Source organism: Tatumella saanichensis (assembly GCF_000439375.1).
Lineage (GTDB): Bacteria > Pseudomonadota > Gammaproteobacteria > Enterobacterales > Enterobacteriaceae > Tatumella > Tatumella saanichensis.
Window position 1 is genome coordinate 174,257 of sequence record NZ_ATMI01000041.1, and the last position, 12,436, is coordinate 186,692.

The following is a 12,436-nucleotide window of genomic DNA, read 5'->3' on the forward strand; positions in this document are numbered from 1 at the left end:
GACTTCAAAAAGGAGCTGTTTCCAGCTATCGCTGTAAAAATGAGGTGTTTTTATAGAAATAACCACTAATGGGATGATTTTACGCTAGTTAGGCTTTTCTACTAGAAATCAGAGGTGAAAAACAGGCTGCATAACAGGAGACAGGATACCGATTCGTCACCTCAGTAGGCGTCAACCGAATAAGCACGATAGCAGGGTACCCTGCGTCACAGTAATATTACTCAATCAGCACTTTAACCAGTGAATTAACGGAGAATATCATGGCTGTATTTAAACCAAAATTTATCACTTTCGATTGCTATGGAACGCTTATTAATTTTGATATGGCCGGTGCTGCCAGTCGCTGCTTCGCTGATCGCGTCTCACCGGCTGAAATGTCGGCTTTTACCACCGATTTTTACCGCTATCGATTTGATGAAGTATTAGGTGCCTGGAAACCTTATTACGATGTGGTCAGTGATGCTCTGCAGCGTACCTGCAAAAAGTGGGGTGTGGCCTGGAAGCCGGAAGACAGCCATTATATCTACGAAGATTGTAAAACTTGGACTGCACATCCCGATGTTCCTGCCGGACTTGCCAAAATCGCTAACGAAATCCCTTTAGTGTTATTAAGCAACTCAATGAAAGACCTGTTACCGCACCATATTCCTCGGCTAGGTGCACCGATTCATATGGGTATTACTGCCGAAGAAACCGGCGCCTATAAACCGCAAATGCGCGGCTTTGAATATATGCTGGATAAGCTAAATTGTGGTCCGGAAGATATTCTGCATGTGTCTTCTAGCCTGCGTTATGACCTGATGACCGCCCATGATTTGGGGATCAAAAATAAGGTGTTTGTTAACCGGGGTCATGATGTCGGTAATCCGGCCTATGGGTATACCGAAATTAAAGATATTGGCGGGCTAGCAGCAGTCGTCGGTTTATAAGAGGGGAATACCATGAAAATGGAATCCTTCTGGCAGGATAACCGACCGGTATTTACCGGCGGTTGTCAACAAGCATTACCTGAGCGGGCCGACGTGGTAGTGATCGGCGGCGGTTTTTCTGGTATCTCCGCCGCCAGAAATCTCGCCAAGCAGGGTATTGATGTGGTGCTGTTAGAAAGTGAAGGGGTGATGAGTCAAGCCTCAGCACGCAATGGCGGCCATTGTAATAATGGTGTCGCCCAGAACTTTGCTGGACTGGTAGCCAGCAAGGGGGTCGAACGGGCTACCGAAATTTACCGTGCCTTTGATACGGCGGTGGATTATGTCAGCTCAGTGATCAGCGAAGAGCAGATTGATTGTGACTTTCGACGCAGCGGTAAACTCAAGCTCGCCAGTAAACCAGGACATTTTGCCGCATTGCAGTCATCGGCAGAGTGGATGCGAAAAACTGTCGATCCTGAGGTCGAACTGCTCTCCGCCAGTGATATTCGCCGTGAGATCGATAGTGACCAATTTCATGGCGGATTGCTGCAAAAGCGCAGTGCTCAGATGCACATGGGCAAATTTGGTATCGGTCTCGCCGAGTCTGCGGCCCGCTTCGGGGCGAAAATTTTTGAATATCATCCGGTGACTGACATCAAGCGCATTTCCGGTTATCAGCATCGGATCACGACTCCTCGCGGTGACATCCTAGCAGATAAAGTTCTGCTGGCCACCGGCTGCTCTAATCAAGGCCCCTTTCCTTGGCTACAGCGACGTATTGTTCCGGTGGGTAGCTTTATTATTACCACCGCTCCGCTGGAGGCCGAACGTTTACAGCGGCTGTTGCCTGGGGATCGCACCTACGTGACCTCCAGCAATATCCATAACTACTTTCGTACTACCGGTGATCACCGACTGGTATTCGGTGGCCGGGCACGTTTCTCTATCAGTAACCCGACCTCTGATGCTCGCAGCGGGGATATTTTACGGGCTTCTTTGAAGAAGCTGTTTCCCTCATTGGCAGATGTACCGATTGATTACTGTTGGGGAGGAATGGTCGACATGAGTGCCGATCGACTGCCCCATGCCGGGGAGGAGAATGGGCTGTTCTATACCCTCGGCTACAGTGGCCATGGCGCACAGATGTCAGTGTGGATGGGCAACGTGATGGCAGATCTATTGGCGGAAAAAGCTAATCTTAATCCGTGGAAATCGACATCCTGGCCAGCGCTGCCAGGCTATTTTGGTAAGCCTTGGTTTTTGCCGATGACCGGACTGTATTACAAGACCAAAGACCTCCTGTTTTAAGACACTTTACTCTTTGGAGAGGCCTGAATGAAAAAAGATAATGCACCTAATCACCTGGAAATGTTGCTTAAGCAAGGAACCTTGTCCCGCCGCAGTATGCTGAAACTGTTATCAGCAGGTGCGGTTGCCAGCAGCGGGATCATCGGTTTTCCGGACTTGGCTATTGCCGCCGAACAACCGGTGAAGGGCGGAAAAATGCGGGTCGCACTCTCTACTTCCTCAGCGTCGGATACCCTTGACCCGGCGCGCTCCAATAACAGTGCCGACTATACTCGACAGTTCATGTTCCTTAATGGGCTCACTGAAATTGATAATGAGCTGGTGGCAAAACCGGCGTTAGCCGCCGATTTTCATTCAGATGACGGGATCACTTGGCAATTTAATCTACGCCAAGGGGTCAACTTCCATAACGGTAAGGCATTGACCGCGGAAGATGTCGTCTGGTCATTATTACGTCATAAAGATCCGGCTGTCGCCTCGTCCGCTTTCAGCTTGGCTCAGCAGTTTAAAACCATCATTGCCACCAACCCACAACAAGTGACCATTGTTCTTGATGGGTCGAACTTCGATCTGCCTTTGATGCTGGCGATGCCTTACTTCTTGATCGTACCAGCGAATACTACTAACTTCGCAAAAGGGATCGGCACCGGTCCATTCCTATGCAAAACCTTTACTCCAGGATTACAAACCATCGGCACCCGCAACCCGCATTATTGGAAAGCTGGCTTGCCGCACCTAGAGGAGGTAGAACTACTGGGGATCACCGACCAGGCTGCGAGGGTAAATGGACTTCTGGCGGGTGAGCTGCAGATGTGTTCGTCTATCAGCGCCGGCTATGCTAAACAAATCAACGCCAGTGGTGGCCGCTGTAAAGTATTGGAAACCAAATCCGGCATGTACAGTGATCTGATTATTCGCACGGATATCGCCCCTGGGAACCATCCAGACTTTGTGATGGCCATGAAATACCTGCAACCCCGTGAATTATTGATAAAAACCGCTTTACAGGGATATGGCACAGTGGCTAATGATACGCCGGTTCCCCCTTGGCACCCGTTGTATAACGCTGACTTGAAGCCACGCCCGGTAGACACCGACAAAGCCCGTTATCATTTGAAAAAAGCCGGTATGGAAGGGGCTAAGGTCGAGGTGGTGACGGCACCGAATATTGAAGGTGCTAACGAAGACGGTTTGATGATGCAAAATCTTGCCCATCAGGCTGGACTCAACCTCAATGTCCGCCAGGTCCCGTATGACGGTTACTGGTCAACGCACTGGATGAAGGACCCAGTGGGTTTTGGCTCCATCAACGCGCGGCCGACCATTAACCTGTTACTGTCACAGTTTTACCTGTCCTCCTCAGCCAATAATGAGTCCAAGTGGCACAATCCGCAGTTTGACCAATTGGTGATTGCCTCACGGGGGGAGCGTGACGCCACCAAACGCAAGCAGATGTATGATGATATGCAGAAGCTGATTTATGACCACTGCGGCACACTGATCCCGATGTTTGTCAGTAACCTCGACGGCTACAGCAATCAGGTGAAGGGATTGGAAGCCTGGCCAAGCGGATTGATGATGAACTACCGCTTCCATGAAAATGTCTGGCTCTCTGCTTGATTTAGGTGTGCCTTTCCGTCGCGTCAGACTGCGGCGGAGAGGCAGTGATCATAGCGGTGCAAACCTTGTCCCTTTAACCCCTATACCCGTTCTGGTTTCCTTGAACGGGTTTTAGCCCACTGTCTGGACTGGAACTTTTGCTATGACTTCTGTGTCGGCCGAAAAGGGAGAATTGATGTTAGGTCTGCTTAGTGATGATGTGTAGTAAAAAACTTTTGAAAACAATTAACTATTATACTTTTACGCCATAAATATTGACGCTTTAAGCTCCCACAGTTATTGATTCATAGCAGTCCTCAACGTCTACAAAAATTCCCCTCTTTTGACTTTTGTGATCCCTATCGTCTGCTGCTTGCCAATATCGAGGGCAGATCACCGTATTGCCTTAACTTAACCCTGAAAATACCCCGTTAAAAGGAAATGACCGTCAACACAGCGACAAACGTATCCAGGATATCTCGATAGGTTACGTCTAAGGATAAGGAAATCCGACGCATGGCAGCGATGGGTTTTTACCTGCGGGTGGGTGATGCGACGACCTGCGGGGGAAAGATACTGACCGGCGATGAAACCTTAAGCTGGTACGGGGTTGCGGGCGCACGGGAAGGTGATGCGGTGTCGTGCGGCCAGCATCCTGGGACGTATAGCATTCTCGGGGGGACCGCGGATACATGGGATAAGGGCCGAAGGCTGGCAGGAACACTGGACAGTATCAGCTCCTGCCCATGTGGTGCTCGGTTTATACCGACTAACCCAGATGGCTATATCAAGGATGAACCGCCAACAGACAAAGCACGCTTGCAGGCTATTGCGCAACAAAAGATGGAGGAAAAACAGCAAGCACAAGAACGTGACCGCCAGCGGGTGTTCGCCAAATCTTGCCTGCGGGGTGAGGGGTGTAATGATGCCGAGGAACAGCAGGAACCCCACACCCATTTTGCGGCCATGGCGTTTTATCAGGCCGTTCCCGCTTCCGAGAGCGATGTGCCCCAATTTGCGCAGGGCGCTAACAAAAAGAACCCCGTCGACGCTATACCCAAGCCGAAAAAGCGAAGTGCCCTGTATAAATGACTGAACGGTGACCATGAGGAATTCGAATACCAGCAGGCGTTAGCCGCAGCGACCAGCGCGGCTAACGCCGATAAAGCCGTTGAGGGTGCCAGTGTTTTTGGATTGGTAGGCGGAAATGCCATTACCTCAGGAACCTGGGGAGTAAAACCGGGTGAGATGGTCACAGGGCTTGGGAGGATTGCTGCCAGCGGTCCCGGTGCTCCCCTCGCAGCCATAGTGATGGGCATGATGCCCGGTAAGCTGAATGACGGGGAGCAGGATTATTTAGACCGCCTGAGACTGGAGCAGATGCGAGAAGCCCCCACGCGGGTGCGCTACACCTGGGAGCAGGATGATAAAGGTAATCCGGTTCCCCATGGCTGGCATACGCCCCCCGGTAAAGATAGGGTGCGTGTACGCAAGATGGCGTGGGATAGTGGAGTGGCCGTCAAGCCTATACGTTCACTACCGAAGAAACGTCAGCTATCACCCTCATCTGGACGCCAGACAGTTCAGGTGTCAATGTTCCATCAAATACAGGCAACCAGAACCCGCTGAGGATACCCAATCCGGTTGTTGTTGATCCGATGCCAGAAGACACCCGTATTGAGGCGACGACGACACCGGCTGCGGATGAGAAGACCTTTGCAGATTATATTCTGATCCTGCCGCTATCGAATATTCTACCTATTTATGTTTATCTTAGTTCTGCCCTTAAAGGCAAAGAGTTGGCTGAAGCAGCGAGAAAGCTCGGTTATGACCGCCGTGTTTCAGCGGAGAAAATGCCCTTTAACTCTCATGGACAACCAGCATTTTTTAATGGGAAATATTATATAACTCCGGACGTTGATGGACACAACACATCTTATGGTTGGAAAAAATGAGTAAAAAAGGCGTTCGTTTAGGAACATATGATAAAAATTTAACTAGGATAAAGGAGTGACAATATGTTTGGTATTTTTACTGAAAATAAAGCGATTCAATCTTCATACAATGAAATGGTATCACCAGCTAAAATAATTATCAGTGGTTATGATGAGGAGATGCAAATACCGTTAACCTATTGGAGTATAGAACAATATAAAGATAGTTGGGTAAAGAGTGTTAGGCAAGGTTTAAAAAAAGGCGATCATTCAGTTCTGGCTGTGTCTATGTATAACCCAGAGACGGTTAACTTTATATTAACATGGGTCCTTTACTATAAGGGGTCTAAGGTTATTATTCAAAATAAAATGATTTTTGTGAGTGAGATACCAGGCTTTTCCAGTGATCGTTTAAATGAATATACTGGAGAGTATGAGGCCTATTCAGATGGAGAAAAGGTATCTGAGTGGTACACAACGGTTGATGAAGTGAAGGTGTTTCTTGAGTATTTAGAAGCTAAATCAATATGAATATAAACTGAATAAACTGCTGGTTAATCATATAATAGGGTGGTATTTAATTTTTTATTTCTCACCACTATTGTCAATTAATCTCTCTATTCAATGTATTATTAATAACTTGTATCTATTGGCAGTCGCTTGCTGATAGTTATTTTAATCAATAAAACTAGCCGAGATGATTTATTTTGAGGTGACTGTACATATCCTGTTTTATCGATCTATTTAAACGAGTCTGCAAAAAAAATATAACCCTATTAACTCGATTTTTCCCTGAATCTGTGTGTCTAGGCCAAAAAAGAGGTTCTCTTTATCTTGTTTGCTGGTAAAGCCAAGCTATTCACTTCAATGAGGGAAGATGGCGATAAAATCTGACGGGCGTTTAGCGCTAGGGAGCTTGCAGGAGAGGGTAATGATAAGTCTATTATCAACGCCAAAAAGCAAAAACCCAGATATCTGAAGATATCTGGGTTCTTAAATATGGCTCCTCTGACTGGACTCGAACCAGTGACATACGGATTAACAGTCCGCCGTTCTACCGACTGAACTACAGAGGAATTGTCGTGAAGACGGGGCGCATAGTAACGGGGTCGCTGCTGCTTGTCAAAGCTCTTTATTCCGTTATGACACTGATTGCTGCTTATTTCAGCAGGGGTTGTATCGGGAGGAGGAAAAACACTCAGATTGGCTGTAAAGCCGGCAAGGACGGGGTAGATCACTCTCGCGCACTGATAGGCACTGACGAAATAGAGAGGGTCTCAGTTTACGGAGGTTGGAAGGGTATAAACGGGTGTTGGATCATTTAGAAGATGTCACTACTCAATAAGCTGCGAGAAGCCGCTGCAACGAAGACGCTACAGCGGCCCCTTAGCCAGTTAGTGACGAGTGGGTTTCACTAAGGCAGCCACCAACAATGAGATAAGGCAGCCAAGGGTCAGGTAGGCCGCAACGCTATACCAAGAACCTCCTGAAGCACTAACCAGTGCAGCGGCGATAAACGGGGTAAAGCCCCCCCCAATGACGCTGGCCACTTGATAGCCAACGCCTGCACCACTATAGCGATAACGGGCACCAAACATCTCGGTAAACATCGGTTGCTGAACGCAGACCACCATATCATGGGCAATATTCGCCAGCATTAGCGAGAAAAAGACAATCCACACCAGTGAGCGGGCCTCTAGGGCCATAAAGAAGGGGACTGCGCTAAGCGCCCCGATGAGGGCTCCGGTAATGTAGATACGGCGTCTGCCATAGCTATCTGCCAGCCAGGCGAACAGCGGGATAGTCACACAGCTGATGGCACCGACCAGCAAGCCAATGTTCAGAAACAGCTCTCGGCCAAGTCCAAGGTTCTGAGTTGAGTAATTAAGGGCGAAGGTGGTAACAATATACATGGTCAGTAACTCACACAGTCGCAATGCCACAATCTGTAAGAAGGCCCCAGGATGGCGCAACAGTGCTTGGATCACCGGCAACCTTTTTGGCTGAGAGGAGATTGCCGGTTGCTCTACCACCTTTTCAAACTCTTCAGACTCGTGCATGCCATTGCGTACCCACAATGCCCCTGCCACCAGCAGTACGCTGAAAATAAACGGGATCCGCCATCCCCAACTGAGGAACTGCTGATCGCTGGTGAAGTGGCTGATCAATGAAACTAGACCGGTTGCTAACAGCAGGCCGACACCATAGCCGACTTGAACGCCGCTACTGTAAAAGGCTTTCTTATTTTTCGGTGCACTTTCTACAGACATTAAGGCCGCACCGCCCCATTCACCGCCAACGGCAAAACCTTGGATGGCGCGGAGGGTGACCAGCAATACCGGAGCCAGCCAGCCAGCGGTATCGAAGGAGGGGAGAAGGCCAATGGCGGCGGTCGCACATCCCATGATCCACACCGTCAGCATTAACATACGCTTACGTCCCAGGCGGTCACCAAAATGGCCAAAAACAATTCCGCCTAATGGCCGGAACAAAAAGCCGACACCGAAGGTTGCAAAGGCCGCTAAGGTCCCCATTGCTGGGCTGACTTGTGGAAAGAATTCGTGATTAAACACCAGTGCCGCTGTGATGCCGTATAACAGAAAGTCATACCAGTCTACGACGGCCCCGGCGAAACTTCCCCAAGCGGCACGTCGCGCACGGGAGAGAGCAGTCGGATTAACCCCTCCGCGGTCTGATGTCAGTGATGAGTCCATAATTGTCCTGCTAGAAATTAGTTTTTATTATTGCCTTGCGCGATATCGAGTCTCTGAAAGCAGAAAATTGTCACAGAGTTTGACTGAACCGCAGGGGTAAGAGACTAGCGCGACACGGCCCCCGTGAAAACCGTTTTACAGCATTAAACGGCAGAAAATATAAAATAAAGTTATAACAGGCCATCAGGGCATGGGTGCCACTGGGTAGATAGCATGGCAGAACGTACCGCCTTCGCCGACGGGTAGAGACGTGGCAATGGTTTTCCAGCCACAACGAGTAAAGACTTTTCTGGCTAGAATTGCGCGGATACACAAAAGCTGACCTAGAATACATTAAGCTAGACAGGAATATCGGTCAGACAGGAGGAACTGCATAATGAAAGACTTACATCACTGGCAGTCGGCGTTTGATCTTTGGTTCAAGGAGAATTGGAACCATAACGATAAGGCCCATGACTTGGCGCATCTACAACGGGTTTGGGCCAGTGCACAAAAAATTATGGTAGGAACAGCAGCAGATCCGTTAGTGGTACTGACCGCGTGTTATTTCCATGATGTGGTCAATCTGCCGAAAAATCATCCCGAACGCCACATGGCTTCACGCTATGCTGCTCGCGAAACACTGCGAATACTAGAGACTGATTTCCCTTCATTCCCTGCTGCGTTATACAGTGCCGTCAGTCATGCCGTGGAAGCTCACAGTTTCAGTGCTGGCATCTCTGCCGAAACCCTCGAGGCGAAGATCGTTCAGGATGCGGACCGACTCGAATCTCTAGGGGCTATTGGGTTAGCGCGAGTCTTTTACACCTCCGGTGCCTTGGGAAGGTCATTGTTTGACAGCCAAGACCCGTTTGCCCGTGAGCGTCCGCTGGATGACGTACGCTGGGCACTGGATCATTTCCAGAAAAAGTTATTGGGACTGCCAGCCACCATGCATACCGCTCAAGGACGGGCGTTAGCCGAATACCATGCGACATTTCTGGTGGATTTTATGGCCCGTCTGAGCAGCGAACTGTCACTCGATCCCTCCCAACTGGGGCCTGATGAAGCTATTCGTCGTGAGTTTATGGCGCGTATTCGTCCCAAAACATAGCCCTGTTACTGATCCCCTCGCAAGAGACCGACTGGCTGTTTTAGATGAGTTATTTGCGTCGAACGGGGGGGATTCAGTACAGTAGCGTTCTGTTCACTGTTCCGACCAGGAGTAAAATGATGGCCAGTATCAAACTGACTGTCCGACGGCTGTATGCGTTACAGGGTCAGCGCATGGTGAATACTCGGGCGACGGCCAGAATTTATGTCGGAGGCCAGCTAGTGGCCAACGAGGAAATTACCGGTCTGACGGAAAGTGCGGTCAGTAAATATATTCACCATGACTTGCCAAGCGGGCAAGAACTGAAGGTGGAGTGGGACACGCCAGGTATTGCAGATATGAGTGTCACTGAAATGGAGGTTTGCCCTTGCTGTCATGACAGCGAACCCGAAATATGAAGAATTACGACGGCGGCTAACCTCAACTGACTGTTGTCGATCATGTTAACGTTTAACAAAGGAAATCACTCTTGGCCGGAACCAGCTTACTTGCATTGCTTGACGATATTGCGACCTTACTGGATGACATCTCTGTGATGGGGAAGGTCGCGGCTAAAAAAACCGCAGGGGTCTTAGGCGATGATTTATCCCTGAATGCCCAACAGGTCACCGGAGTTAAGGCTAACCGGGAACTGCCGGTAGTCTGGGGTGTTGCCAAAGGCTCGCTACTGAATAAAGTGATCCTAGTCCCTCTTGCGCTACTGATTTCCGCCTTTATTCCTTGGCTGATTACGCCACTATTAATGATCGGCGGGGCTTACCTCAGTTACGAGGGAGTTGAAAAGGTGGTGCATTGGTTAACGGCTGATAAGGACCGTAAAAGTCCTGAACAGCGGCAAAAACGTTTGCAAAATCTCAGTCAGCAGGATGCTGCCAAATATGAGAAAGATAAAATTAAAGGCGCGGTCAGAACCGATTTTATTTTGTCGGCAGAAATAGTGGCCCTAACACTCGGCATTGTTGCCGGCGCACCTCTACTTAATCAAGTGGTGATCTTAGCGGGTATCTCAATATTGGTGACGGTCGCGGTGTACGGTATCGTGGCAATTATCGTTAAAATTGATGATCTTGGATTTTGGTTGGAGACGAAATCGTCACTACTGGCACAAAAAGCCGGCAGTAGTTTGCTGTTCCTTGCGCCGCTGATGATGAAAGTACTGTCAGTTGTCGGAACACTGGCAATGTTCCTAGTTGGCGGCGGTATCGTTGTTCACGGCATCCCGCGGCTACATGCTCTAATCAGTCAATTAACCGTGTCTGCACCTGCACTGGTCAGTTCGTTTATTACCAGCCTGTTAGCACCGATGCTGATTGGCGCTGTGATTGGGTCGATTGTGCTGTTACTGGTAAAACTGGCTGGAAAACTGAAGGGGGGAAAGGTATAACAGCCCGCAGACACTGAGTAATGGAGAACAGATGATGAGTGACGATATGTTTGAATTTGATATTGATGCCCAACTGGCGGATGCTGAAGCAAAAGCCCGTGAAAAAGCCAGTGAAGTGCCCGCAGACCTGAGTGATGAAGCCGATTGTGAAGGCTGCAAAATCTGAATCTTGCTGACACAGTTGAGCGTAACTGAGGCTGCCCATTGGGCAGCTTTTTTATGGCAAAGATTTGTCGCCGCCGACAGTAAGTTCTCTCAAATTGCCAATAAATGTCATATTGCTATTTGAGTCGGTAGGTGGACCTGCCCACGACATTTATTATTCACCAGTAGCGTCCATGCCAATAACATCTCGTGGAGCGGTACCAAGTCAAGCCGAATACTGGCTCCAAGTGAAGATACTCGGTGTGATAGTGTCACTAATCCTCATAAGCTGATGGATCACCTGTACGTTCTGAGTATTAATTTTTTTACGGATATTCCCTTTATGGGAAGAGATGGTTTTGGCTTTGATGTTTAGAGACTTGGAAATCTGTAGGGTGTTATAGCCGGACATCCACATCTTAAGCATCTCTGTTTCCGCAGGGCTTAGTGTGACAGGCTGGGGTCGCATCTGATTGACTCGCCGCCGGCGGTATTTTAAATCGAACACATAAGGCGACAACATTTGATCGATTTTTTCTGTTGCGAATGCTTTACTGACCACAATAATATTTTCCCGGAGATAGAGAAAACCATTGAAATGGCTATCCGGTAGTGACATCAAAACAATAAATAACCGATCTTCGCTGGCGGAGATGATAGATTGCATTTGTTCGCATTCGGACGTGAGATTTTCAAAACAGTGGCAGGAAATAAACACCAAACGTGCGTCACTTTGCGCTAAGACATATTCTAGTTGTTGCGGACTCTCTAGGTCGGAAAAACACTGCACCGGCAGTTGGAGGGGCTGGAGATGGGCCTTCAGGCCAACCCGAGTAAAATTACACGGGTCAATAATAATACATGACATAGAGTTCCCTGCGTAATGATTGTACGGTACGTATAATGGCACTCCCTAGTAAGGAGGTGCGTTTAAGGCTCATTTTACCGTTTTAACTAAGCTTACCGCGAAGCGCTATACGGAATACTGGTATTTCATCAGGCTGAACGTATATGGAATGATCATTCCATTGTTTTTACTACCTAAATTTCTGCCTGCCGAAGAATATATCAGGGGATAATAAATAGTACCAGACTAATTATGGTTATTAGTAGTTACTGATGGCTATATGAGCAATGTTGAAAAGTACCTTATGTCGAGCCTCTAAAACCCCCCAGGGATTTCTACATTCGCGAGTGGCGATTGGGTTGTTGCAGACAGGTACTCACCTCATGACAGCGGTAAGTAGTAGGGGATTACACTTTCCACTTATCAGAGAATGAGTGAAATTGGCAGCCTAGTGGGGGAAGACGTCATTAGCGGCTGAGGTTATGGGAGGGAACTGATAGTC

The 12,436-nt window shown here is 48.6% G+C and carries 13 protein-coding genes and 1 tRNA gene; 11 read left to right on the forward strand and 3 right to left on the reverse strand.

Features of this window, described 5'->3' with window-relative positions; all coding sequences use genetic code 11:
- Positions 1-260: 260 nt before the first annotated feature.
- The 7 genes from DW47_RS0112390 (at position 261) to DW47_RS0112410 (ending at position 6,283) form a co-directional block, all read left to right on the forward strand.
- Positions 261-929 (forward strand): haloacid dehalogenase type II, encoded by a 669-nt coding sequence (locus tag DW47_RS0112390; RefSeq protein WP_029686727.1) that lies wholly within the window; start codon positions 261-263, stop codon positions 927-929.
- Positions 930-941: 12 nt separating this feature from the next.
- On the forward strand, positions 942-2,219 hold the full coding sequence (locus tag DW47_RS0112395) for an NAD(P)/FAD-dependent oxidoreductase (protein WP_029686728.1): 1,278 nt from the start codon (positions 942-944) through the stop codon (positions 2,217-2,219).
- A 27-nt stretch (positions 2,220-2,246) separates the two neighbouring features.
- Positions 2,247-3,839, forward strand: a complete 1,593-nt coding sequence (locus tag DW47_RS0112400; RefSeq protein ID WP_029686729.1) for an ABC transporter substrate-binding protein — start codon at positions 2,247-2,249, stop codon at positions 3,837-3,839.
- Between the two features lie 495 nt (positions 3,840-4,334).
- Entirely contained in the window at positions 4,335-4,910 is a 576-nt protein-coding gene (locus DW47_RS17735) for a PAAR domain-containing protein (protein WP_071846647.1), read from the forward strand.
- 102 nt (positions 4,911-5,012) lie between these two features.
- On the forward strand, positions 5,013-5,447 hold the full coding sequence (locus DW47_RS17815; RefSeq protein WP_277618938.1) for an S-type pyocin domain-containing protein: 435 nt from the start codon (positions 5,013-5,015) through the stop codon (positions 5,445-5,447).
- Positions 5,384-5,773, forward strand: a complete 390-nt coding sequence (locus tag DW47_RS17820) for an S-type pyocin domain-containing protein (RefSeq protein ID WP_277618939.1) — start codon at positions 5,384-5,386, stop codon at positions 5,771-5,773. Before DW47_RS17815 ends, DW47_RS17820 begins: the two co-directional genes overlap by 64 nt.
- Before the next feature lie 63 nt (positions 5,774-5,836).
- Complete coding sequence (locus DW47_RS0112410; RefSeq protein WP_029686730.1) at positions 5,837-6,283, forward strand: hypothetical protein; 447 nt, start codon at positions 5,837-5,839, stop codon at positions 6,281-6,283.
- A 469-nt stretch (positions 6,284-6,752) separates the two neighbouring features.
- On the opposite strand, the gene DW47_RS0112415 is transcribed toward DW47_RS0112410, so the two are convergent.
- Together DW47_RS0112415 and shiA are read right to left on the reverse strand one after the other, a co-directional pair.
- Positions 6,753-6,828, reverse strand: a tRNA-Asn gene (locus DW47_RS0112415).
- Positions 6,829-7,146: 318 nt separating this feature from the next.
- Complete coding sequence (shiA, locus tag DW47_RS0112425) at positions 7,147-8,466, reverse strand: shikimate transporter (protein WP_029686732.1); 1,320 nt, start codon at positions 8,464-8,466, stop codon at positions 7,147-7,149.
- A 376-nt stretch (positions 8,467-8,842) separates the two neighbouring features.
- Here shiA and DW47_RS0112430 point away from each other — a divergent pair, with 376 nt between their 5' ends.
- The 4 genes from DW47_RS0112430 (at position 8,843) to DW47_RS17825 (ending at position 11,109) form a co-directional block, all read left to right on the forward strand.
- The gene (locus DW47_RS0112430; RefSeq protein WP_029686733.1) at positions 8,843-9,559 is read left to right on the forward strand and encodes a phosphohydrolase; all 717 of its coding nucleotides are present in this window, start codon (positions 8,843-8,845) and stop codon (positions 9,557-9,559) included.
- Between the two features lie 119 nt (positions 9,560-9,678).
- Positions 9,679-9,957 (forward strand): hypothetical protein, encoded by a 279-nt coding sequence (locus tag DW47_RS0112435; RefSeq protein WP_029686734.1) that lies wholly within the window; start codon positions 9,679-9,681, stop codon positions 9,955-9,957.
- Positions 9,958-10,028: 71 nt separating this feature from the next.
- Positions 10,029-10,943: a DUF808 family protein gene (locus DW47_RS0112440; protein WP_029686735.1), complete on the forward strand. Its 915-nt coding sequence runs from the start codon at positions 10,029-10,031 to the stop codon at positions 10,941-10,943.
- A 31-nt stretch (positions 10,944-10,974) separates the two neighbouring features.
- The gene (locus tag DW47_RS17825) at positions 10,975-11,109 is read left to right on the forward strand and encodes a hypothetical protein (RefSeq protein ID WP_277618940.1); all 135 of its coding nucleotides are present in this window, start codon (positions 10,975-10,977) and stop codon (positions 11,107-11,109) included.
- Between the two features lie 204 nt (positions 11,110-11,313).
- Here the strand turns inward: DW47_RS17825 and rcsA are convergent, their stop codons facing one another.
- Positions 11,314-11,955 carry a transcriptional regulator RcsA gene (rcsA, locus tag DW47_RS0112450; RefSeq protein WP_029686736.1) on the reverse strand — a complete coding sequence of 214 codons (642 nt, stop codon included), beginning with the start codon at positions 11,953-11,955 and terminating at the stop codon, positions 11,314-11,316.
- Between the last annotated feature and the right edge of the window lie 481 nt (positions 11,956-12,436).